The sequence below is a fragment of the Pseudomonas sp. Sample_11 genome (assembly GCF_004307505.1).
In the GTDB taxonomy this organism is placed as follows: domain Bacteria; phylum Pseudomonadota; class Gammaproteobacteria; order Pseudomonadales; family Pseudomonadaceae; genus Aquipseudomonas; species Aquipseudomonas atacamensis.
Window position 1 is genome coordinate 43959 of record NZ_RCOD01000080.1, and the last position, 23008, is coordinate 66966.

A 23008-nucleotide genomic window follows, 5' to 3' on the forward strand; every position below is an offset into this window, starting at 1 on the left:
CACCTCGGAAACCGGGCCGCTGTAAGCTGGGTCCACCGATCCTTTCTGCCTAGCTAGATGGGGCGACAGTTACCAGTGATAGATTCATGTCGATCTGTAGCCTATCTACCACGTCCGGTCCGTCGTCCTTGGTCCACGCTCCGTACTGCTGACTGATCATCTTTCCATGAGTATGGCTCAACTGATCTGAGATCCAGTCGACCGGCGCACGGTGACGGCCAGGCCTCTCTACAGCCCGGTTTCTTTCCGCAATTTATTTTGAGGTACTGATTTTGCTGTCTTGGAACGGATAAGAAATGTGTGCGATGCGGAAAAATCATGTCCCTAAGCGGATGATTTAAAAGAAAAAAATTACGGACTTAAAATCCCCCGCTCGTAAGGGCGTGCCGGTTCGATTCCGGCTTCGGGCACCATAAATATCAAGGGCTTGCATGACATATGTCATGCAAGCCTTATTTTTTGTGCGGTGGAAATGTTTTCCACGCTCCTGACTGGCCATTCCGTCACCGTCTGGTGCCTGGAAATCCACTCCTTTCTTCAGCGTCGACTGCATCCATCAGCGAGTAAGCGTTTCCGGCGCCACCACCCACACACTACAAGGCATTTTGTACAACAGATGCTCGACCGTACTGCCAACCAGTCGGGCGATTCCTCGATGGGTGACGCGGCCCATTACGATCACATCGATGTCGTAAGCATCGGCATAGCTGGAAAGCACCTTGGCGGGATCGCCCACAATCATGTGCTGGTTCTCTGCCGGAATGTTGTTACGTTCAGCCAACGCCTGGAAGGCTTCGCCTTGGGCATCGAACAGTTTCTTGGCTGCGCTGGAAGAAAAGATCGCGGACGCGTTATTGAAGCCGAACTCGGCAGCGCTGATCGATGACAGGTCGTGGGCATAAATCACGTCCAGGCTGCCATTGCAGACACTGGCCAGTCTTGCTGCTTCGCGCAGGATCCGATCGTTGAGGCCCTGGTATTGGCCCTCACGATGGAAGGGGTCGACCGCCGCGACGATTCGGCGTGGCAGAGCGTTTTGAACCTGGCTGACAAAATGCAGCGGCACCGGGCATTCGCGCAACAGATGGATGTCCAGCGGGGTGAACATCAGTCGCGACAAAACTGATTCGTGCTCCAGAGCCTTTATAAGGACAGCCATCGGCTGTTCCTTCAAATGAATGAGGATTTCCTTCAAAGGATTGTCCACCCAGACGACCTCGGTGGTGACGGTCACCCCGATCTTGCGCAGCGGCCGGGCCTGGTCTTCGAGCCATTGATGATGGCGTTCGACATAGCCCAGGCGCATCTGCTCCAGGGCTTGCTCGTTGACCATTCCTGCGGTCGCCAGGCCCTCCAGATAATCAAACGCGACAATATGCAGTGCGGCATCCGACGCTTTGGCCAGTGCGGCGGCGCGGTCGAACGCCGGACTGTTTTTCATCAGCGGCGACACGACCAGCATGAAACGCGATTGCTCAGACATGACAGAACTCCCGAGGGTAGTCACCCAGGCATTGCGCTGCATGCCTGGAAACAGTGAGTAGTGGGGCATGCGCTTATCCTGGAGCGAGCCAGCAGGGCGGGGTTGATATTTATCAACCAGACATCAGCGCGTGGTCGTGAGCGGATGTACGGTCGAGCAAGACCACTGATCCTCGGATAGTTGACCATTATCAACTACGACCCTGCCGCCGCGGCTCAAGCTCTGCTCTGCACTCACCTGTCGGCGGAGGTAAAGCCATCATGGCCACCATGAAAGCCGCAATATTCGTTGAAAAAAACCGCATCGTGCTCGATGACAAGCCGATACCCGAGGTCGGGCCGCTGGATGCGTTGATCCGCGTGACCACCACCACCATTTGCGGCACCGACGTGCATATCCTGCGCGGCGAATACCCAGTGGCGAGAGGACTGACCATCGGCCACGAACCGGTCGGCATTATTGAGCGATTGGGCTCGCAAGTACTCGGTTTTGTCGAAGGGCAGCGGGTGATCGCCGGGGCCATCACCCCCAGCGGGCACAGTTACGCGTGCCTGTGTGGCTGCGGCTCGCAGGACGGCCCCGACACCCGGCACGGCTTCAAGGCCATCGGCGGCTGGAAGTTTGGCAACACGATCGACGGTTGCCAGGCCGAGTACGTGTTGGTGCCGGATGCACAGGCCAACCTGTGCCCGATCCCCGATGAATTGAGCGATGAACAGGTGCTGATGTGCCCGGACATCATGTCCACCGGGTTCTCGGGGGCCGAGCGCGGCGAGATCGCCATCGGCGACGCTGTCGCGGTATTTGCATTGGGCCCGATCGGGCTCTGCGCCGTGGCCGGAGCACGTCTGAAGGGCGCCACCACGATTATCGGTGTCGACGCGGTGGCCGAACGCATGGCCATGGCGCACCGACTGGGGGCGACTCATACCGTCAATTTCAAGGACGGCAATGTGGTGGAACAGATCATGGCATTGACCGATGGCCGTGGCGTGGATGTGTCCATCGAAGCGCTGGGCACCCAAGGCACGTTCGAGTCGGCATTGCGGGTGCTGCGCCCGGGCGGGCGTTTGTCCAGCCTCGGGGTGTATTCCAGCGATCTGCACATCCCGCTCGGGGCGTTTGCCGCCGGATTGGGCGATTACAGCATCGTTTCCACTCTGTGCCCGGGCGGCAAGGAACGCATGCGTCGACTGATGGCCGTGGTGCAGAGCGGCGCCGTCGATCTGTCACCGCTGGTGACTCACCGTTTCAGACTGGACGACATCGAGCAGGCGTATGAGTTGTTCGCTCATCAACGCGACGGAGTCATGAAAGTCGCAATCACTCCTTGAAAGCACCTTGGCGTGCCGCTGAAACCGGGGTTTCCATGAACATCAAGATCACTGAAAAACACGCTCCCCATGGCTGGGTCGTGCACATGGATGACTGGGATGTAGGCTTCATGAGCCTCAAGGCTGCGCAGGAATTTGTCGAGGTGCTTGAGGCCCGTATCAACGCCCCTCACGAGTGGCCGAATGCGTTTGCCCAGCCGTTGCCAGCAAGGCCGGTAACGGCTCGCCGCATCAGCGCAAGCGTTGAATGCTCGCCATAAACCGAGTGCAGCAGGGTGCGCAAATCCTGCGGGACGCTACCCATCATGAATGAGGTTTTTGATCTGTCCGGCGCCGCTGCGGCGCTGGGGATCGGCATGCTCATCGGTCTTGAGCGTGAACGGCACAAGGGCACTGGCGATGCGCGACACTGCGCCGGCTTGCGCACGTTCGCCATTACCGCGCTGTTGGGGTATGTCGCGCTACAGGTCGGCGGTGGCCTGCTGCTGGGGATCATCGCCGGCTGTGTCACGTTGCTGACCAGTGTTGCGTACTGGCGTAGTCAAAGCGACGACCCTGGGCTGACCAGCGAGGTGGCGTTGATCGCGGTGCTGGTCCTGGGCGCGTTGTGCGCAACCGCGCCGGCGCTGGCCATTGCCCTTGGCGTGGTGATCGCGGGCCTTCTGGCGTATCGCCAGGCGCTGCATCACTTTGCCAACAGCCAGTTGTCCGAAACGGAAATGCGTGATGGCCTGATCCTGCTGATCGCAGCGCTGGTGATACTGCCTTTGGCACCGGACCGGTATATCGGCCCGTACGCCGCGATCAATCTGCGCACCATTTGTACCGTGACGGTGTTGCTGATGCTGGTCGGCGCGTTCGGCCACATTGCAGTGCGCGCCCTGGGCTCGCGCTATGGCTACGTTATCAGCGCGATTGCATCCGGCTTCGCCTCCAGTACCGTGACGATCGCGACCATGGGCCAACGCCTTGCCCATGAACCGGACAACATCCGCATCCTCAGCGCCGCGGCGATTTTTTCCAATCTCGCGACGGTGATACAGATCGGCCTGATCCTGACGATGGTTGATGCGGATCTGCTGAACAGTGTATGGGCGCCACTGCTCTTCGGCTTGATCGCTACGTTGTTGTACGGCGCCTGCCTGATGTTCCCCGACCCCACGCGAGGGAGCCGCAGCAAGCCGGTCGACACGGCAGGGGCGTTCAATCTGAAACTCGCGGTCATCGTGACACTGACCCTTACCGGCATCACATTTGTCTCCTCGGCCATGCTCAGCCACTTTGGTCAGGCAGGCTTGTGGCTGACCGCAATGCTTTCGGGCTTTGCCGATGCGCACTCTGCCACAGCGTCCATCGCCAGCCTGGCCAAGGCGGGCCAGGTGCCTTATGACTCGATAGCGGTGCCAGCGCTGATTGCCGTCAGCAGTAACTCGGTGAGCAAATGCGTGGTGGCGTGGGTCAGCGGCGGCAGGCGTTTCGCTGCCTGCGTGATCCCGGGCCAGGTATTGCTGACCTTGGCCATGTGGGCGGGCAATGTGCTGTTTTGAGCGCGATCGGTGCTCTTGCTGATAAAGATCAAGCTGCCAATGGCCACAGCATTCACCCTGAAGTCTGTTTCTCCTGGCTGGCCGCATGCCGAGGTATCCCATGTCACAGACTCCGCGTTTACTGTTGATCGCTCCTTCAGCCATGGAGCGCACGCCGGCGTTCGAGCGCGCGGCTGCGCTGGCCCAGGCCATGCAGTTGCCGCTGCACATCGTGGCCTTCGACTACTTGCAGGCGCTGGCCGTGGCAGGGCTGTTTGCCCCCGAGCAGATCCGCCTCGCCCGCGATGGTTATCTGCGCACTCACCGGCAGTGGCTCGCAGAGCAGGCTTCATTGCTGGCGAGGCATCAGATCATGGTCACCAGCGAAGTGATGTGGGTCCAGGATCCCTTCGCCGAGATCCTGCAGTTCATCAACGAGATGCCGTTGCTATTGATCATCAAGGATGTGCAGCACGAGTCCGTGCTGGAGCGTATTTTCTACACCCCGCTGGACTGGCAACTGTTACGCGATTGCCCGGTGCCGGTGCATTTGGTGACCGACGACACTCATCCGCGCCCACGCCGTGTGCTGGCCATCGTCGATGTCTTGCGCAGCGAAGAGCAGGACTGCGTGTTCAACGATCAGATCATCGATGCCGCCGCCCAACTCGCCGCGCAGTGCGATGCCAGTCTTGATGTGGTGCATGTTTACGACTGGACGGCGGTTTACGCCACGGACATGGGGTTCGGCGCATTGCCGCTGGCCACCGGGATTCATGAAGCACTGGGCACTGCGCAGCATGAGGCATTTACGGCCTTGGCCGAGCGCCACGGCGTGCCGGTCTCATGCCGGCACTTCATCGAGGGCGCACCGGTGCGCAGTATCTGCGAGTTCGCCATCGACAAGCAGATCGACGTCATTGTCATGGGCACAGTGCAGCACCACGGCTTGAGCAAGTTGTTAGGCACCACCGCCGAACAGTTGCTGCATCGGGCACCGTGCAGTGTGCTGGCGATCAAGCCGCAACCCACACTGCAATCCTGAAACACGATCGCCCCGAGGTGCGTCGTTGGCCGACTCACCTCGGGGCGATTCATTTACAGGTCAAGACGATGAATGACCTGGCGTGCGTCGTCCGGATCATTGTGGGTCTCGAAGCCCAGGCTTTTGGCCAGATCGCGCATCGCCGCGTTACTGGCGGCATCGACTGAGTACATCTGGCGGAATCCGTTGCGGCGGGCTGCCTTGATCAGATGCTCCATCAGCAACGTGCCCATGCCCAGGTGCTGCCATTCATCGGCGACCGTCACCGCGCACTCGCATTGATGGGCGCCTGTGCCGGCATAGCGGCTGATGCCGATTTCGATCAACTTGCCGTTCTCGTGAACCAGTGCAATGAAGGCGCTGCGCTGTTTGTTATCGGTGTCCATCAACTGGTCTAGCAGAGCGGTGCCGGGTTCGCTGATCTGGGCGAGAAAACGCATGTGCCTGGATTCGGGCGACAGGCGCTTGATGAAGTCGTATTCGCGCAGGCGATCCTTCTCCGTGAGGGGCCGGATCAATACATGGCGGCCGTCCTTGAGCGCCTCAATCCAGTATTGTCCGGCGACCGCCGCATAAGCGGCCACGGCCTGATCGTTGTGGTCTTTGACGGTGAGCATGGTCATTCTCCATCCGGTTCGAAAGGCTGGCGGACGGTGAAAAAGCGTCCGCTTGCCTTCCTTCTACGCGGTTGCCCACGGCGACATCTGATCTACATCAGACGCCTCTTTCATTGACCCGGGCTTGATGTAAATCAACGCCGGGCAAGGGCGAGCGGGCGCAGTCTTGAAGCCTGCCGGCCCACCGCGCCGGTGCCGAGCGGAGGTGTGTGATGGGTCAATATGAACGTCTGTTGCTGGTCGCCGACCAGACGCTGCATCAATCGGCGGCGATGCTGCGTGCCATCGCGCTGGCCAAGGCGAGCGGGGCGGCGCTGGATGTGCGGGCCTTTGTCTCGCCGGTGCCGATCACCCATCTGTGGGAGGAAAAAATCGATGACGTGGATGCTCAGCGCTATCAGCGGCGCTACCGTCGCTGGGTGGCCGATGAGCTCGAGCAGCTCAGCAACCAGGGGCTGGACGGCACCGTTGACGTGGTCTTCTCCAGCCATCCGCTGCTGGACATCCTCAAGACCGTCCATGTGCTCAAGCCCGACCTGTTGATCAAGGACGTGCGACTGGAACCGGCGCTCAAGCGCGTGTTCATCACGCCGCTCGATTGCCACCTGCTGCGTGAGTGTCCGATTCCCGTGCATCTGGTCAATCAGATTCGCTATGCGTTGCCGCATCGTGTCGTGGCAGCCGTGGACCCGTTCGATCCGGATACCCAAATCAGCGGCTTGAACGACGTGATCATACGGTCGGCGAATGCTTTGGCGTTGCAATGCGACGTGCCGTTGCACCTGCTCTGCGCCTACGATTTGTCCGCTGCCTTCAACGGCGAAGCGCCAGTGGTCAATGGTGGCTGGAACGAAGATTTGGCGAACGAACTGCGTCAGACACTGCATCAGGCTTTTGTCGCCCTTGCCGATCGCCACGGCGTGCCACCTGAGCGTCGACACTTCGTCATGGGCCATCCAGTGCAGGTCATCAATGAGTTCGTCGAGCAGTACCTGGCCGACGTGGTGGTGATGGGCACGGTTCATCGCGTGGGCATCGAACGCGTGATCGGCAGCACCACTGAGCGCGCCTTGTATTCGGTGCCGGGGAGCATTCTGGCGGTGAGGAAAGAGCCTGTGCGGTGAGCATGATCGCAGCGTAGCGAGCCGGCCTGTTCGCTGGCCCGCTAGGGTATTGCATAGATCCTGAAGAGCTTTTTGGCGGCACTGCTGGCGCCGCCCAGATGTTTGTCGAACGCCTGTTCAATTTCGCCGGATCGGTACATATCACTCAGCGCAGTGTCGACCAGCAGACGAAAGTCCTCATCCTCTCGATCCACTGCCATCGCCGTCGGTGCGTACTCGAAAATCCGCTCCAGCAGCACCAGGTTGCCCGATGGATAATTTCTGGTCAGCAGATGTTTGAGCATCATGCGTTCAGCGAAGAAGGCATCGGCTTTGCCATTGGCAACCAGATTCAGACCGGCTTCTGCGTTCTCTACCGTGACTAGCGTGGCTACCACACCCAGCAATCGCATCTGCTGTTGTATCCACGTCTCCGTGACCCCGCCGGCGATGGCGGCATAGGTCTGGTTGGCCAGACCACGGTTCACCGTGGCTCGCCATGTTGGCCCGGTATGGGCCACTTTGCCATTCAGCACATTGAGCAAGGTTTCGGACGCATCCTGGCGCACCACAGCCGAGAGGCCAGCGGTGTAAATCGGCACCGAGTAGCTGACGACCCTGCGCCGCGCCAGCGTGGGAGGGGTCGGCGTACAAAGAATGTCGATCCTGCCGGAACTGACGGCGTTCATCTCGTCATTGAGCGAGACCGGCTGGTACTGGATTTTCAACGCCGGCAGATTCAGATCGATCCTGACCCTCTCGGCTATTTTCAGACAGAGATCGATGGCATAGCCGCTGGCTTTATCGGCGGCCTGATCACTGAACGGCATGAAGTCAGGCACGTAGCCAAGGGTGATCGCTTGACTGGCACGGATGCGCTCCAGCGTGTTGCCATGGGTCACTACCGGTAGCAGCGCAAGGACGCAGGCGAGCAGGAGGTGGTGGGCTCTGATCAGTTTCACGTTCATGCGCGCGGTTCCTCGAATTCAGATTTCTGTGCTGTACCGAAGACTTCGATCAAGGGTTATCAGGCCGGGGGCCGACAGGCGCAGGGGCATCGACAAAACGTTTGGCAAGGAAACCGTAAAGCAGGTAGCCGAACACCAGGACCAGGATGCCGCCGAATACCGCGTCCTTGCCGCAGGCATACAGCGCATACAAGGAATAGGCCACGGCAACCACTAACAGCAGGGTATTGCGCGTGTATACGGCGGCGCTGACTCTGGCTTTGTACATCATGACCAGCAGGCCGGTGGCTGCCGTCACGTAGGGAATCAGGTTGGTCACCGCCGCGAGGCTGACGAGTTTTCCAAACTGCGCGCTTGCGTTCGGCGAAATGGTCGACAGCGCCATCAAGGTCTGCAGGACGCCGCAGACCAGCATCCCGACGATGGGGGCGTTGCGTGCGCTGACCTTGCAGAACAGTTTTGGAAACATCCCCTGATCAGCGGTCACCTTGGCCGTTTGCGCCAACGTGAACTGCCAGCCCAGCAGCGAGCCGACACAGGCCATTACCGCGAGCGCCATGATGATGTTGCCGACCAGGGGATTGAACATGTGTGCATAAACGAGCGCGAAAGGAGCAGATGAGTTGGCCAGTTCGGCGTTGGAAATAATGCCCTGAATGACCGTCGTCGATAGCACATAGACCACCGCTGCGCCCAATGTCCCGAACAGACAGGCCAGCGGTACGGTGCGCTTGGGGTTTTCCACCGCATCTGAGGCCTGGGCTGCCGACTCCATGCCGAGAAACGCCCAGAGCGTGAGGGGAATCGCTTTGCTGATGGCCTCGGATATCGGTAGCTGATTCGGGTTCCAGGCGGCGATGATCAGCTCCGGTTTGAACCAGAACCAACCGATGATGCTCAAGCCCGCTACAGGAATGATCACCCCCCACACCGTAACCGCGCCAATCCTGCCGGTGATGCCTGGGCCGCCGAAATTCGCCACGGTGGTCAGCCAGAGCAGGCCGACCGTTCCAACGAATAAAGGAATGGCGCCGCTTCCCAGCCAGGGCATGAACGACGTCATGTAGCCCACTGCCGAAATGGCCACCGCCACGTTGGCGATGGCCAGCGACAGGAAGTACAGGTAAGAGCACAGAAAAAAGCCTGACTTTGCATGCGCCTCTTCGGTGTAGGCGGATAGCCCGCCTGAGCGCAGGCAGAAGATGCCGCACTGGGAAAAGCAGTACGCGATAGCCATCGAGCCGACAGCGGTGACGATCCATGACAGCAATGAAACAGCCCCGAGTTGGGCCATGCTCGTCGGCAACATGATGATGCCTGAGCCCATCATGTTCACCGTCACCAGTGTGGTGAGCCCCATGAGGCTCATTTTCTTGCTTGAGTCGGCCATCGGAGTTCCCTCGATTTGCGCAACGCGTCACCGCTCAGCCAACACACAAGGTTTTGCCGGCATCGGCAGTACGCAGCTTTTCAAGCGACGTTCAACGGTTAGAAAGACAGGTGATTTCAAGTGCATCGAAACAGCGCGCCCATCGCTTCGATATGGCTTGCCCGAGGGATGGCGAAGGCATGGCAGGAACTCATGGACGGGCTCAATGCTGCTGGCGGTTGCAGCCGGACACCATCTGCTTGAGGCCGTCCATGTTGCGGATTTTTACGTCGCGTGCGGTGATTTCCACCAAACCCTGATCGCGCAAGTGGGCAATGCCGCGGCAAATGGTTTCCAGACGCAGCCCAAGGTAGGAGCCGATTTCTTCGCGGCGCATTTTCAGCACGAACTCTTTCGAGGAATAGCCACGGGAGCTGAGGCGTTGTGAGAGGTTGAGCAGGAAAGCCGCCAGGCGCTCATCGGAGTTCATGTTGCCCATGAGCATCAACATGCTGTGATCGCGCACGATTTCCCGGCTCAGCAATTTGTTGAGGTTGTGCTGCAGGGATGGCAGGCTTTGCGCGAGTTTTTCCAGCTGTGCGAAGTGAATAGGACAGACTTCGCTGTCTTCCAGCGCATACGCAGTACACGCGTGTTGATCGATGCTGATGGCGTCCAGCCCGAGCATTTCGCCGGGAATATGAAAACCGGTCACTTGCTCGCGCCCATCGACGGAGACCACGCTGGTCTTGAACGAACCTATCCGAACAGCGTACAGCGAGCGCAGCGGATCCCCGGTCCGGTAGAGAGCGGCACCTTTCTTCACCTTGTATCGCTGCACGATCAGCGTGTCGAGCCGCTCGACCTCCGGGCCCGTCAAACCAAGCGGCAGGCATAACTCGACCACACTGCAGTTGGAACAGGCAGTTTTGAGAATCGGCGGGGGCGAGTGGGCTTCAAGCATTGATTAGCAGCCTCCAATGAGTGTGATAAGCATAGAAGTCTTCGCAGCGCATGTACTTTTCGTTTGGCGTGTCAGCGTGATTACGGACGAACGGCGGGGAGGGAACTCACAGAAGCGTCGGGCTCTTCGCCGCTCTTGTATTGCAGGGTTAATGGGGAGACTTGATGCATATCAAGCGTGGCGGTTGGCAGAGTTGCAGAATCGTCCGATGGCGCTGACTGGAAACACTCGTGATGTTCAGGCTCAAACGCATTCTGTTGATCGCACCTGCCGAAATGACCCGCACCCCGGCGTTTGATCGCGCCCAGGCACTTGCTCGGGCCAGTGGCGCGTTGCTGCACATCGTGGCGTTCGATCATGTCCAGTCCCTGGCGTTGGCCGGCCTGATCGACCACGACGCCATGGCGCAAGCGCGTGAAGGCTATTTGCAGATGCATCGCCAGTGGCTGGAACAGCAGGCCCTGTTTCAACGTGGCGCTGGCGTGCAAGTCAGCACCGAAGTGGTCTGGGCCAGGGCCACCCCGGCGCATGTGCTTGAGTACATCAATGACTTTCATGTCGATCTGGTGATCAAGGACGCTCACCATGTTTCAGCGCTCAATCAAACGTTTCATCCGCCATTGGACTGGCTATTGGTACGAGATTGTCCCGCCTGCGTGCATCTGGTCACCGAGGCCGCGCATCCGAAACCCTTGAAGATCCTGGCGGCCATTGACCTGTCGCATCTCGAGGATCTGACCCAAGGGCTCAACGACCGGATACTCGGCGCTGCATCGACATTGGCGTCGAAATGCGATGCATCGTTGCACTTGTTGAACGTCGCCAATTGGTCAGTGGTGGGTGATGCGGCGATGAGCGTGCCGAACTTGAGCCTGGACCACAGCTTGTGCGATGCGATCAACGACACTCAGCAGGAAGCCTTCGATACGCTGGCCGAGCGCTATGGTCTCGATGAACAGCATAGCCACCTGCTCTCAGGTGTCCCGTACCGGGTGATCGAAGACTTCGCCCGGCAAAACGCGTTCGACCTGCTGGTGCTCGGCATCTGTCACCATCGAGCGCTGGACGGCTTTATCGGCGGCACGGCCGAATGCCTGATGAACCGGGCTCCTTGCAGTTTGATGATGGTCAAGGCAATGCCTGCCACAGCCTGACCGGTCATCGCAGCAGTTGATGGTATTCGGTTGGGGGTAATCAATCAGTGATTGCGCCCGCCGTGTGCGTAATGCCATTGTTGCCAGGCGTGCCGATATTTCTCATCGGCGCGTTTCCTCGCTTCAGTGAACTTGTGCATGGTGTCTGGAGAAAACGGCTCTTCAAGGACGGCATAGGCCCGTTCGCTGAGCCGATCGGCTTCGTGAAACAGTGCGCCACTGTCATCGATCGCGTCGCGGACATTGGCGGTTGTCATGGCTGGATCATTGATGACCATATCGTGAACCTCGCAAAGCAAGAATGAGGGTGGGTTGCGGACCTGTCACCCTGTGGCCGCATCTGTAACTTTCACGCGTTCGAGCAGCTTGTGACTGTCCCTGATCCGAGATGCGGGCGCAGCCGAGTCATGACTCTATTTCGATCCAGTTTGTCGTCGCAGCGATTGATCCAGATCAATGTCGCTCGCCAGTTTCATCGCCGCTTTGTCGGTTTTCCAGGCGCTTGCGCAAGGGTGGTGGACAAGCCTCGATATTCAGGTTTTTCAGGGGGAGGACGCGCACCAGGGGCCTTGCATATGACATTTATCAAGGAAGTCGCCGGGCTATGGCGCAACCTCGATTGACGTTGTCGTCTGATTCTTTCGGCCCGGGTCAGCTGCGTGTGACATGAGCGCAGACGTCCATCTCTCTGGAGACAAACATGAGCCAATATCAACACTTGTTGCTGATCATCAACCCGGCCCTGCGCCATTCCCCGGCTTTAGCCAGGCCGCCGCCCTGGCTAAAGCCAGCGGCGCGTCGCTGCACATCGCAGCGTTGATCAAATGGTGGGATTTCCTGTCGCTGCTGGAGGAAGGGGATCGGGCAAGGGCCCGCGCGGCCTATTTGCAGGACCATCACGAGTGGCTGGCAAGCCAGGCTGCCAGCCTGCGAGCCGAAGGTTTGCGGGTGACGACCGAGGTTGGCTGGTCCGAAGACATGAAACGGGAGATCCTCGATCACGTCACCGTGAACCAGCCCGACTTGCTGATCAAGGAAGTGCAGCACGAATCCTTACTCAAACGCGCTTTGTTTACCCCATTGGATTGGCAGCTGCTGCGTGATTGTCCGGTGCCGGTCTACCTGTTGGGCGCTGCTGGTCCGGGTCTGCCGCGCAAGGTCGTAGCGGCAGTGGATGTAGCTGCAAGCGAAGATGATGGGGGCGCTCTCAATGACCGGATCGTCGAACAGGCCACGTCCTTCGCCACTCAGTTCGGTGCAGAGTTGCACCTGTTATATGCCTATGACGTCTCGCAAAACTATCTGGATGAAGTGGTGAACAACTGGACGGTTTCGGAACTGATGAATGCCCGGCGCCAGGAACTGCAAGCGCATTACAGCGCTTTGGCGAGGAAATTCGGTGTGACGGCCGAACACAGGCATAGCAGGGAGGGACATCCCGTGGCGGCGATCAGTGAGTTTGCCGAAGAGCACGATGTGGACGTGATTGTGATGGGCAGGGTTCAACGTCACGGGCTGGAAAAACTGCTGGGAAGTACCACCGAACATATTCTGTACCAGGTTCCCTGCAGCGTACTGGCGGTCTAGCGCAAACGCTGGTGCACCTTACAAAGTCAGCGTTCCGGCCCACAACATCCGGCCAGCGTAAATCGCGGCGGTCCAGATAATGATCAACACACCCGTTTCCGGACCGCTGAGCGGCTGGCCCTGGCGCGTTATCAACGTGCCCAGGTAAATCAACGATCCAGGCGCGTAGAGCAGAGCGCTGAGCAGCAGGTATTTGGGGCCGGCGGCATACAGCTGAATCAATCGGATGATTATTCCCCTGCCGGAATCGATAACGTCGCCCTCAAACCTCCCTCTGCGCGGTTTGTCAGTTCAATCCGTCCGTTCAGTCGCATCGCGATGGTGTTGACAATGGTCAACCCCAATCCGGCGCCATGCGCCGTGCCACGGCTGTAGAAACGCTCGAACAATCGCTCTCTGGCTGATTCATCGATTCCCGGCCCTTGATCGTCGACCGTCAAATGACAGAAGCCCTCGGACTTGCTCAGGTGCACGGTGATCGCACCGTGCTCGGGAGAGAAATTCGCCGCGTTGGTGATCAGGTTATTCAGCGCGATATCGATGGCGGCGGGGTCGGCGAGGACATGAAAAGGTTGGTCGCTGACCTCGAAGATCAATTCAAGGTGTTTGCTCAGCAACCATGGTGTCAATTGCACCAGGCTGTTGCGTACGGTTTCGCTGAGATCAATGCGTTGCAGTGGCGGCGGGTTGGGTTTGGGTTCAAGACGCGCCATGGTCAGCAGTTGGTTGACCAGCCGGCTGGTGCGGTCGACTCCGGAGATCAGAAACTCAAGTGACTCACGGCGCTCTTCTTCGGTCCCGGCCTCTTGCAGATTTTGCGCATGCACCCGCAGCACCGCCAGCGGCGTGCGCATTTCGTGCGCGGCATCGGCGATAAAGCGACGCTCCCGGCCGAGCACCTCCTGAATCTGCGCGAGCATGCGGTTGAGCGCTGCCTGCATTGGCTCCAGCTCACTGGGCAGGGGCGTCAGTTGCAGCGGCTCAAGTGAACCACTGTGACGGGCGCGCAGAGTCGCCGCCATGTCTGCCAGGGGCTTGAGCCCCCAGCCAATGGCCAGCCAGATCATCGCGGCGAGGATCAGGCTGCCGAGCATGTTCGGCCACAGCGTGTGGCGTACGATGCGGTCGACCAGGTCGGTGCGCACATCGTCGCGCTCGCCGACCCAGATGCGCAGGCCGTTCTGCTTGTCTTCCAGCATGAACGCTCGCCATTGCCGACCTTTCAGATCGACCACGTCGCTGAAGCCCGTTTTCGTCGGCGGCGCAGTGAAGGAGGGCGCACTGGCGGTATGTACCAGCACCTCGCCTTGCGGGTTCCACACCTGAAAGGCGATTTTGCTTTCGTAAGGATGTCCGTCAACCCGGGGCTTGGCTTCGCCGAGAGCCTGATTGAACGCCTGATACAACTGCGCGTGCTCGGTACTCGCCATCGGCATACGCATTACGCCCTGCAACAGGCGTGCGTTCTGCGCCAATTGCGCGTCGTAGACCTCGGCGATTTCGTGGTTGCTGTCATGCACATTGAAGAGGCTGAGTACCGCCAGACCGGCCAGTAACAGGCCGATGATCAGGGTCAGCGTGCGCCGGCGGATCGAGGTCATCGACGCTCCTCCACCAGATAACCCACGCCGCGGATGGTGCGGATCAGGTCGGTGGAGAACTTCTTGCGCAGGTGATGAATGTGCACTTCCAGGGTGTTGCTTTCCGCTTCTTCATTCCAGCCGTAGAGCAACTGGATCAATTGATCGCGAGTCATCACCCGCCCCGGCGGCGACAGCAGTTCGTGCAGCAACTGATATTCCTTGGGGGTGAGCGCGACCGGTTGGCCTTGATAACTGACCTGCTGGGTGCCGGGGTTGAGGCTGATACCGGCGTGCTCGATCAGCGCCTGGGCGCGCCCGGCACTGCGGCGCAACAGGGCACGCAGGCGGGCTTTGAGTTCGGCGAGGTCGAAGGGTTTGACCAGGTAATCGTCAGCACCGGCGTCGAGTCCGGCAATGCGATCTTCGGTGGCATCGCGAGCGGTGAGAATCAACACCGGCAGGTTCGAACCGCTGTCACGCAGGCGGCGCAACACTTCGAGGCCATCCATGCGCGGCAGGCCGAGGTCCAGCACGGCGACATCAAACGTTTCGCTGAGCAGCGCGTGCAAGGCGCTGCTGCCATCTTTGAGCCAGTCGACCGTGTAACCCTCGCGACCCAACGCCTGGTAAATGCCTTCACCCAGCGCCACGTCATCCTCGATCAGTAATAAACGCACGCGCACTCCTTTCAGTCGAGTTTCTTGTTCACGTCCACCAGCAAGGTGTCGATCTCTTTACGACGCCCGGCATCGGCACTTTCGCGGCCCGCACGAGGTGCGGCTTGTCTGGCCTTGATCAGCGCTGCCTTGGCTTCAGCGTAGCGCTTCTGACGGTAGAGATGGTCGCCCCAGAAGTACAGACTGTCGATGCCATCGGGGTTGAGCTGCAGGGCTTGTTTGAGCAATTGCTCGGCCTTGTCGCTGTCGCCGAAGCCGATCGGCCAGCCCGGTACGCGGTCGTACAGTGCAGCGAGGCTGGTATAGGCCGAGCCTTGCAGGGCCTTGGGGTCAAGCGTCAGGGATTTTTCCAGATCCGCCTTGGCGTCCTTGGCTTTGCCCAGGGCACCGAGCCCGCCCTCGGCACCGGCCCAACTGCTGGTGACGATGCTTTTCCAGATCCAGGCTTCGGCCACATTCGGACGTTGCGTGGTGAACGCGTTGGCTTCGCTGGCCAATTGCTCGAACGCCGCGGCGCGCTGCTTTTCCGCGACCTCGTATTGAATGTGCGCCCAGTTCTGCTGGATGCCGGTGAGACGTTGCTGATCAGCCGGCTCAAGCGCCCAGACACTTTGACTGAGGGCGGCAAACAGCAGGCATGTGGAGAGTTTTTTCATGGCGTTGGAGCCTCGTTATCAGGTTTTTCACTGAGACGGCGGATCAGTGGCAATTGCTTGCGCAAGCCGCGATCCACCAGATGCGGCAGTAAGCTGTTCAAACGGATGAAAAACCGCTCCGGCCAGCCTAGGTACAGGTCACGACGATCGCCGGCAATCGCATGCATCACTGCCGACGCCACGGTCTGCGGATCGTCAACGCTGGCCTTGAGGGCATCGTTCAAGGCTTGCGCAGCGGCGCTGTTCATCGAGGTGCGGGTGGCCCGGGGCGCGACATACAACACGCTGACCCGCGTGTCGGCCAGCTCGCGGCGCAATGCCTCGGAGAATCCGCGCAGGGCAAATTTGCTCGCGCAATAACTGGCGTAACCGGGGTAACCGATCGAGCCATAGGTCGAGCCGACGTTGACCACCATCGCGCTGTCAGCCTGCTTGAGCTGCGGCAACAGCATTTTGGTCAGGCAGATTGGCGCGCTGATGTTCACCGCCAGCATCGCGTTGATGTCACCGTCATCGAGCTGTTCGAGCATGGCGAAGTGATTGACCCCGGCGGCGTTGATCAGCAGGTTGATGCCGCCGATGGCGTCGGCGGCGGCCAACACTTTGCGCCGATCGCTGAGGAAGGTCAGGTCGGCGGCGACCCAGCACAGGTTCTGCGGATACCGCTCAAGCAGCGGCAACGGCGCCTCCTGATGCCGCGCCACGGCCAATACCCTGGCACCGGCGGCGCACAAGGCACTGGCGATGGCCAGGCCGATGCCGCCACTGGCACCTGTCAGCACCACGCGGGCTTCATGCAGCTGCATGTTGAACCTCAGCGTCCCGCGGCAGACCACGGAACATGTCGGCGTAAAGGCGATAGACGACTTTCGAGGCATGAATGACCGCCGCTTGATCGTCAGGGTCTTGCAGCTGATTCATCAACCGCCGATAGGTCTGCATGTGCTCGATGTCGAGCGAACCGTGGGAGTTCAGATAGCTGAATGCCGTTTCCGGCAGCGCCAGGCGATCGCGAATGCTCCCCGCCGCGTGGGTGGCCAGGGCAATGCTGGTGCCTTCGAGCACGTTTACCATGCCGAACAGACCCACCGGATTGCCCCGGGCGATCAGATCGTAGAGAAAACTGACCATCAGCTCGATCGATAACGACGGCTGACCATCGCGCACGGCGTCGCGATCACCACCACAGGCGGCAATGTCGTTGAGCACCCACTGCTCGTGGCCGTATTCATCTTCAATGTACTCGCACACCGCTTTGCGCAGCCATTCCAGGCGTGTCGGCAGGCGTGCACCGCAAGCCATCATCAGCGGCACGGTGTGGCGCACGTGGTAGTAAGCCTGGGCAAGAAACGCCCGATAGCTGTCGAGGCTGACCTTGCCTTGCAACGCATCGACGATGATCGGCAGGTTGAACAGCTCGTGGCGTTCCCGTTGCGTGGCTTCTTGCAGGGTGTCGAAAAAACTCATTATGCGGATTCCTCGGAAGTGGCGGATTCGGTCAGTTGCGTGCGGTACTGCGCGATGATGGCGTCACGGCGCGGCCGGCCATTGGCGGTGAGCAGGCCGTTGGCCGCAGTGAAGGGCTGCGCCAGGCGCGTCCATTGGTGCACCTGGGCGTAATCGGGCAGGGCCGCGTTCGCTTCGGCGACGGCGGCGGCCATTTCGCTGTCGGTGCAATCGGGACGATGCGGCCAGAGCAGGGCGTGGTTGTGCGGCATCGCCTCGCCATAGACGAACGCCTGAGCGATGTGGCGGCGCTGGGTCAGTTCCGACTCGACCCATTCCGGGTTGACGTTTCGCCCGTAGCTGGTGACGAATTGGTGTTTTTTGCGGCCCTTGAGATAAAGAAAACCTTCCGGATCGAACTCGCCCAGATCGCCACTCGGCCACCATTGATCGGTATACGCCGGCTCCCCCAGATAACCGAGCAACACCGAACCCTTGATCAGCACTTCCCCGTCCTCGGCCAACCGCACCTCGATATGAGGCAGAGGGCGCCCGACGCTGCCCGGACGGCGTGCGCCGGGGCGATTGAGGCATACGACCGAGGCGCATTCGGACAAGCCGTATCCCTCGTAAACCGCTAACCCGACCCGTTGCGCGCGGTGCAGCAGATCCGCTGACACCCGCGCGCCACCGACCGCGGCGAAGAGCAAGGTTTGCGGATCGAAAGCCTTCTGTTCAGCGGCGCTGACCAGAACTTGCAGAAGCTGTGGTACGAGTATCAGGCTCTCCGGCGCACGCTTGGCCAGATAACCGAGCAGGCGCGCAACGTCGATGCCGCTGGCGCCTTGAATGCCGAGGGTTGTCTGGCTTGGCAGGCTCAACACCGCACCGGCGTACAGCGCGGCATAACAGCCCAGGTTCTCCAGCAGGATCGCCAAAGGCAACAGCGCCAGATGGTGCTCCGGTCCAGTGGCTGCGCTTGCCTGATCAAGCTCCCGGGCAACGCGCAGGAAGCTGTCGGCGCTCAGGCACACCCCTTTCGGCGTGCCGGTGGTCCCGGAGGTAAACGTGAGTTTCGCGGTGCCCGCCGGCATGCGACTGGGGCCATTGAACGAGCGACACCAGAACTCACCCCGTTGTTGATATCCCGCCGCCAGCAGCTCGGCTTGCAGTTGCGGCTCGGCGATCACCCGTTCGGCCTGGCTCTGCTCCAGACAATGGGCGCGCTGCGCGGCGCTGAAAAACGGCGGCAGCGTTACGCAGGTCAAGCCTTCGAACAACACAGCCAGATCCCAAAGCATCGCGTCGACGCCGTTGTCCAGCGCCAGCGCGATCACCTGCACCTGCTCATCGCGCAGCCGCTCCTGGCGATACAACACCTCGGCATACAGCGTGGCGTAATCTATTCTCAGCGTGTCGCCCCACAGGGCTGAGGCGTTGTCATTGCGCCGGGCATGGTCGCGCAGGGTTTCCTGGAAGCGCTGCATTTCAAGCGACATGGCAGGCTCCTTCAACGGAAGTCGGCAAACCCAGGCGAGTGAACAGGCCAATATTGCGCAGATGAACAAATCCCGCGCGAATGTTGCCGACGTGCACCCAGGGTTTGCTTTCGTAATAACTGCCCCAGTGTTGACGCTCGTCACCCAGTCGCTGTGGATCAGCGGCGCACAATGTCACGGGCTTCAAACCGAGGCGATGGAAGCTGTTGACCAGCCCGATGTTGCCGGTGAAGGTCACCCATTCCAGGCCGCCCATGGCCAGCAGATAGGTGATGGCGATGATGCTCAGGCGCGCACTGCCGGTATCGCTGGCGGCGAGGTTGCCGACTTCGACAATGACCTTGCGATCCACTGCACGACCGGCGGCGGCACTGATCAACGACTGGATCGGTTCATCCAGATAGCGCTCGAGAAACAGTGCCTGTTGATGCGCTCGACGGACCCCGGCCACGGCGCACAACTGGCCGTCGCTGTTGTGCATGCCGAACAGCTCGGGCATGAAATGGCGGATTTCGGCACCGTGAGCGGTGCGGAAACGCTGCTGGATAAAGGCTTCGAAGGGCGCGCGCAACTCGTCCACCGGCAACGCGTTTCTCAGCGTCATCGGCAACGATTCGGCCTCGCCGAAGCGCAAGGGCAGCGGGATGTTCCAGTCGAATTCGGGCATGGGCAGAGCGCCTCCCTCAATGGGTTTGAGCGCAGTATCCAAGCCATTTCTTAACGAAGTCTGAAGATGAAAAACCGTTAAGCGCAGCGCCAATCTTCAGACTGTCTTAAGGCTGGGCAAGCACGGTAGGCCAGCGAGAAGATCGTCGTTCCACAACAATCACGAGGCGTTTCCTATGATCCGCGAAACCGCTGTAATCCGTTATGGAAAACTCTCAATCATTCTGCACTGGCTGATGCTGGCGTTGTTCGTCGGGGTGTATGCGTGCGTCGAAATCAAGGGCTGTCTGCCCAAGGGCAGTGAGGGGCGCAGCATGCTGATGGGCCTGCATGGCCTGTTTGGCGCCAGCATCTTCGCCTTGGTGTGGATTCGCCTGATCGGCCGCCTGACTCCGCGTCCGCCGATCATCCCCAAGCCGCCAGCGTGGCAGACCGCAATCGCGCACCTGACACACCTGGCGCTGTATGGATTGATGATTGTCACACCGCTACTCGCCTGGCTCATGCTCGCGGCGGGCGATAAGCCGTTTCCGTACTTCGGTTTCCATGTGCCGGCGCCGGTGGCTATTGATCCGGACCTGGCCAAACAACTGAAGTACTGGCACGAATGGATTGGCAGTGCCGGCTACTGGCTGATCGGCCTGCACGCGCTGGCGGGGTTGTTCCACCATTACTGGGTGAAGGACAACACGTTGCAGAGGATGTTGATTGAGCGTGCCCGCTCTTGAGGCAAGCATCTTGCGCCGTTCGTCGAAGGGGATGTTCGCCGCACTCAAGCGCATGGCTGCGGTGGAGCTGAAAATCCGGAACTGCCAGCCCTCGCCGATGCCGAAATAGCATCGACAACGAGGGCAAAGCCATGACTGAAGAAAAAACCGAAGTGCCGCAAGAAGTACCGGATCAAACAACCCCGGCGCATTCCACCGAAGAAGAGCGCGAGCGCTTGAAGGACTTCAACAAGGACGGCATCCCGCCGGGCAGTTGCTGATCGGCGGTCACCGTGGCTGCGTCACCAGTTCTCCGCTGATCGCATCCATCATCGCCGGATGCTCCTCAGCGGCGACGCGCAAATCCTCGGTTACCCGCAACTCCGCACCCGTCGGCGAATAGGTGGCCGCCGCCGTGAACGGGGCGGGGTTGGCTGGCACCGGGCGTTTGCCGCGGCGCCAGAAGAAAAAGCTGACCATGCTCAGATTGACCACTGCGAAAACCCAGAACAGGCCGTTGGCGCCGAACGAGTTCATCACCGGCGAGATCATCATCGGGCTGATGGCCGAGCCCAGCGAGTTGATCAGCAGCAAACCCTGAATCATCGGCACCAGCGCTTCGGCCGGGGCGCGGTCGGCCGCGTGGCTGACGGCCACCGGGTACAGCGCGAAGACACCGCCACCGAGCAGAAACAGCATCGCCGCGAGCATTGTCGAAGACAGCGGCAGCAGCACAACCACCAGAGATAACGCGGTGCACGCCACCGTCAGCAGCGTCAGCACCTGCAAGCGATCGGTGCGGTCGGACCAGCGTCCGACCGGATACTGCAGCAGCATCGCGCCGAGAATCGTCCAGGCCATCATGCTGCCGACTTCACCGACGTCCAGACCTCTGCGTTGCAGATACAGCGGCAACAAGGTGTAGATCGCCGCGATGGTCACGCCCGAACCGAAACAGCCGACCAGCCCGGTCGGCGTCACACCCAGCAGTTGCCGGGGCTTGAGCGGCTCGACCTGATCGAGCAGCGGCGAGACGCGCGGCAGGATCACGATCGGCAGCACCGACAACGCAGCAAGCATGCCGGCGACCATGAACGGCGCGCTATCGCTCATGCCGGTGATGGTCCCCAGCGTCGCCTGGCCCAGAACGCCAGCGCCATACAGGACGATCATGTACAGCGCGAGCAAGCGCCCGCGAATCTTCTCGTCACCGGCGAGTAGCAGCCAGCTCTCGATCACCAGGAACACACCGACCGTGGCCCAGCCGTTGATCAGGCGCAGGACCAGCCAGCCCCAGGTGTCATAGAACAGCCCCTGCAACAGAATCGTCACGGCAATCAGCGAGGCGAAGCTGCCGTAGGCACGAATATGGCCGATGCGCAGAATCAGCCGGTCGTTGAACACCGCGCCCAGCGTCAGGCCGATGAAATAAGCCGACGAAACAATTCCGATCATCGTCGCCGAGGCGCCGGCGGCGTCCAGGCGAAGGGTGGTCAGGGAAGACAGAAAACCATTGCCCAGAGCAATAATGAACAGCCCGAGCAGGGGCGCCAGCGCCATGGCCAGCAAACGCGGAGACATAAAAACCTCAAGAAATCGTACAGCGCAACGTGCGCCTCTGCGCATGCGGTTGCCAGGCTGGAACAGGTGTTGTGCAAATGTCTGCCGATCGGGCAGGGCGGTGGCGTCGGCCGTACGTCAATGAGGCATGGCCAGTCCTGGAAAGGCCTGTCTATGACCAGACTGGACCTCTGCAAGAGCGCGCGGGATTCTACGGCTTGCGCAGGATTTGCCAATAGCCGAAGGCTGCGACGTTAGGACGCAGGCAATTTCGAAGTCGAAGAGGAGGCTGAAAACCCAACATCGAGCTCAGCTCTGACAAGGGCCTGCCAGCGAAAGCTGCCGCAGGCCCTTGCTCGTTTCAGCGCCTAAGTATGCGAAATCAACAAGTCACTGATGATGCAGATCGAGCCATCCTCTGGCGGCGTGGCGTCGGTGTAGTCGATCTGGTTGTAGACCCCGCCGTGGAAATTGAACACCTGCGAATTCCAGGTTGAGTCGAGCTGCAAATCACCTGATGTGCCGACAACGCCGTTGTAGTCGACAGTGACTCGAGCCACGCCGGCAGAGTTGGCGCGAATGGTGATCTTGAACTTCGCCCCCAACGGTACGCCCTTGAGCACCGTGGTGTTGACCGGGGTGGGCTGATTGAAACTCTGGCGGAAGCCCATGGTGATGTTGCCTTTCTGCCAGAACACTTTGATGACCGGGCCGTCGTCATTTTTCACATGCATCTGCGAGATAACGACTTTCTGCGCAGAGTTGACCTTGGTCACGGTCATTTCCTGATAGTTGAGGTGGTCAGCGGCGCTGCCCAGCGACCAGTAAAAGGATTCTTTCCATTCGCAGCGGGTGCGGTGAGTGCTCTTGCTCGAGGCGCCTTTGGTCGGCGCGGACAGTTGCAGCGATCCATCCGGTAGCACCGTGACGATGCTGGGGAACTGCGCAATGGCCTCGGCGCCGTTGAGCTCAAGTGCGACCGGATTGGTTGCCGAAACGGCCACCGGGGTGGACAGGGTGAGATTGCTGATGTTTACGGCCATGGTTTGTACTCCTGACGATAA

At 60.1% G+C, this 23008-nt stretch carries 24 protein-coding genes and 1 pseudogene; 9 read left to right on the plus strand and 16 right to left on the minus strand.

Features of this window, described 5'->3' with window-relative positions:
• Window positions 1–556: 556 nt before the first annotated feature.
• Complete coding sequence (locus tag D8U60_RS21935; RefSeq protein WP_130900918.1) at window positions 557–1483, minus strand: universal stress protein; 927 nt, start codon at window positions 1481–1483, stop codon at window positions 557–559.
• A gap of 260 nt (window positions 1484–1743) precedes the next feature.
• Here D8U60_RS21935 and D8U60_RS21940 point away from each other — a divergent pair, with 260 nt between their 5' ends.
• The 4 genes from D8U60_RS21940 to D8U60_RS21955 all read left to right on the plus strand — a co-directional run bounded on the left by D8U60_RS21940 (window position 1744) and on the right by D8U60_RS21955 (window position 5388).
• Window positions 1744–2817, plus strand: coding sequence for an NAD(P)-dependent alcohol dehydrogenase (locus D8U60_RS21940; protein ID WP_130900919.1), 1074 nt, complete (start codon window positions 1744–1746; stop codon window positions 2815–2817).
• Between the two features lie 35 nt (window positions 2818–2852).
• On the plus strand, window positions 2853–3077 hold the full coding sequence (locus tag D8U60_RS21945) for a hypothetical protein (RefSeq protein WP_122610501.1): 225 nt from the start codon (window positions 2853–2855) through the stop codon (window positions 3075–3077).
• A gap of 45 nt (window positions 3078–3122) precedes the next feature.
• Window positions 3123–4364: a DUF4010 domain-containing protein gene (locus tag D8U60_RS21950; RefSeq protein ID WP_130900920.1), complete on the plus strand. Its 1242-nt coding sequence runs from the start codon at window positions 3123–3125 to the stop codon at window positions 4362–4364.
• Window positions 4365–4464: 100 nt separating this feature from the next.
• Window positions 4465–5388, plus strand: coding sequence for a universal stress protein (locus D8U60_RS21955; RefSeq protein WP_130900921.1), 924 nt, complete (start codon window positions 4465–4467; stop codon window positions 5386–5388).
• A 53-nt stretch (window positions 5389–5441) separates the two neighbouring features.
• Here the strand turns inward: D8U60_RS21955 and D8U60_RS21960 are convergent, their stop codons facing one another.
• Window positions 5442–6005, minus strand: coding sequence for a GNAT family N-acetyltransferase (locus D8U60_RS21960; protein ID WP_130900922.1), 564 nt, complete (start codon window positions 6003–6005; stop codon window positions 5442–5444).
• Window positions 6006–6217: 212 nt separating this feature from the next.
• Between D8U60_RS21960 and D8U60_RS21965 the strand changes: the two genes are divergently transcribed.
• Window positions 6218–7129, plus strand: coding sequence for a universal stress protein (locus D8U60_RS21965; RefSeq protein WP_024012774.1), 912 nt, complete (start codon window positions 6218–6220; stop codon window positions 7127–7129).
• Between the two features lie 41 nt (window positions 7130–7170).
• Here the strand turns inward: D8U60_RS21965 and D8U60_RS21970 are convergent, their stop codons facing one another.
• The 3 genes from D8U60_RS21970 to fnr all read right to left on the minus strand — a co-directional run bounded on the left by D8U60_RS21970 (window position 7171) and on the right by fnr (window position 10409).
• A complete protein-coding gene (locus D8U60_RS21970; protein ID WP_130900923.1) occupies window positions 7171–8076 on the minus strand; it encodes an amino acid ABC transporter substrate-binding protein in 906 nt (301 codons plus the stop codon).
• A gap of 49 nt (window positions 8077–8125) precedes the next feature.
• Window positions 8126–9466 carry a putrescine-ornithine antiporter gene (potE, locus tag D8U60_RS21975; protein WP_130900924.1) on the minus strand — a complete coding sequence of 447 codons (1341 nt, stop codon included), beginning with the start codon at window positions 9464–9466 and terminating at the stop codon, window positions 8126–8128.
• A 202-nt stretch (window positions 9467–9668) separates the two neighbouring features.
• Entirely contained in the window at window positions 9669–10409 is a 741-nt protein-coding gene (gene fnr / locus D8U60_RS21980; protein ID WP_130900925.1) for a fumarate/nitrate reduction transcriptional regulator Fnr, read from the minus strand.
• A 233-nt stretch (window positions 10410–10642) separates the two neighbouring features.
• On the opposite strand from fnr, the gene D8U60_RS21985 reads away from it, so the two are divergent.
• Window positions 10643–11563 carry a universal stress protein gene (locus D8U60_RS21985; protein WP_130900926.1) on the plus strand — a complete coding sequence of 307 codons (921 nt, stop codon included), beginning with the start codon at window positions 10643–10645 and terminating at the stop codon, window positions 11561–11563.
• Window positions 11564–11607: 44 nt separating this feature from the next.
• Here D8U60_RS21985 and D8U60_RS21990 read toward each other — a convergent pair whose 3' ends face one another.
• Window positions 11608–11820: a hypothetical protein gene (locus D8U60_RS21990; RefSeq protein WP_241663567.1), complete on the minus strand. Its 213-nt coding sequence runs from the start codon at window positions 11818–11820 to the stop codon at window positions 11608–11610.
• Between the two features lie 443 nt (window positions 11821–12263).
• Here D8U60_RS21990 and D8U60_RS21995 point away from each other — a divergent pair.
• Window positions 12264–13150, plus strand: a pseudogene (locus D8U60_RS21995) (universal stress protein).
• A gap of 18 nt (window positions 13151–13168) precedes the next feature.
• On the opposite strand, the gene D8U60_RS22000 reads toward D8U60_RS21995, so the two are convergent.
• Genes D8U60_RS22000 through D8U60_RS22035 form a run of 8 tightly spaced genes read right to left on the minus strand, consistent with a single transcriptional unit; the run spans window position 13169 to window position 19678 of the window.
• Window positions 13169–13372, minus strand: a complete 204-nt coding sequence (locus D8U60_RS22000) for a hypothetical protein (protein WP_241001783.1) — start codon at window positions 13370–13372, stop codon at window positions 13169–13171.
• Window positions 13373–13380: 8 nt separating this feature from the next.
• Complete coding sequence (locus D8U60_RS22005) at window positions 13381–14751, minus strand: ATP-binding protein (protein WP_130900928.1); 1371 nt, start codon at window positions 14749–14751, stop codon at window positions 13381–13383.
• Window positions 14748–15410, minus strand: a complete 663-nt coding sequence (locus tag D8U60_RS22010) for a response regulator (protein ID WP_016774538.1) — start codon at window positions 15408–15410, stop codon at window positions 14748–14750. Before D8U60_RS22010 ends, D8U60_RS22005 begins: the two co-directional genes overlap by 4 nt.
• 11 nt (window positions 15411–15421) lie before the next feature.
• Entirely contained in the window at window positions 15422–16066 is a 645-nt protein-coding gene (locus D8U60_RS22015; RefSeq protein ID WP_130900929.1) for a tetratricopeptide repeat protein, read from the minus strand.
• On the minus strand, window positions 16063–16872 hold the full coding sequence (locus tag D8U60_RS22020) for an SDR family oxidoreductase (protein ID WP_130900930.1): 810 nt from the start codon (window positions 16870–16872) through the stop codon (window positions 16063–16065). The genes D8U60_RS22015 and D8U60_RS22020 overlap by 4 nt, the downstream gene beginning before the upstream one ends.
• On the minus strand, window positions 16859–17533 hold the full coding sequence (locus D8U60_RS22025) for an iron-containing redox enzyme family protein (RefSeq protein WP_130900931.1): 675 nt from the start codon (window positions 17531–17533) through the stop codon (window positions 16859–16861). Before D8U60_RS22025 ends, D8U60_RS22020 begins: the two co-directional genes overlap by 14 nt.
• Entirely contained in the window at window positions 17533–19011 is a 1479-nt protein-coding gene (locus D8U60_RS22030; RefSeq protein ID WP_130900932.1) for an AMP-binding protein, read from the minus strand. Before D8U60_RS22030 ends, D8U60_RS22025 begins: the two co-directional genes overlap by 1 nt.
• The gene (locus tag D8U60_RS22035) at window positions 19001–19678 is read right to left on the minus strand and encodes a thermostable hemolysin (protein WP_110599433.1); all 678 of its coding nucleotides are present in this window, start codon (window positions 19676–19678) and stop codon (window positions 19001–19003) included. Before D8U60_RS22035 ends, D8U60_RS22030 begins: the two co-directional genes overlap by 11 nt.
• A 175-nt stretch (window positions 19679–19853) precedes the next feature.
• Between D8U60_RS22035 and D8U60_RS22040 the strand changes: the two genes are divergently transcribed.
• Window positions 19854–20405 (plus strand): cytochrome b, encoded by a 552-nt coding sequence (locus tag D8U60_RS22040; protein WP_130900933.1) that lies wholly within the window; start codon window positions 19854–19856, stop codon window positions 20403–20405.
• A 131-nt stretch (window positions 20406–20536) separates the two neighbouring features.
• On the plus strand, window positions 20537–20665 hold the full coding sequence (locus D8U60_RS28005; RefSeq protein ID WP_024012797.1) for a hypothetical protein: 129 nt from the start codon (window positions 20537–20539) through the stop codon (window positions 20663–20665).
• Window positions 20666–20672: 7 nt separating this feature from the next.
• Here D8U60_RS28005 and D8U60_RS22045 read toward each other — a convergent pair whose 3' ends face one another.
• Window positions 20673–22010, minus strand: a complete 1338-nt coding sequence (locus D8U60_RS22045) for an MFS transporter (RefSeq protein ID WP_323165258.1) — start codon at window positions 22008–22010, stop codon at window positions 20673–20675.
• Between the two features lie 302 nt (window positions 22011–22312).
• Window positions 22313–22987 (minus strand): polysaccharide lyase family 7 protein, encoded by a 675-nt coding sequence (locus D8U60_RS22050; RefSeq protein WP_122699293.1) that lies wholly within the window; start codon window positions 22985–22987, stop codon window positions 22313–22315.
• Window positions 22988–23008 lie beyond the last annotated feature (21 nt).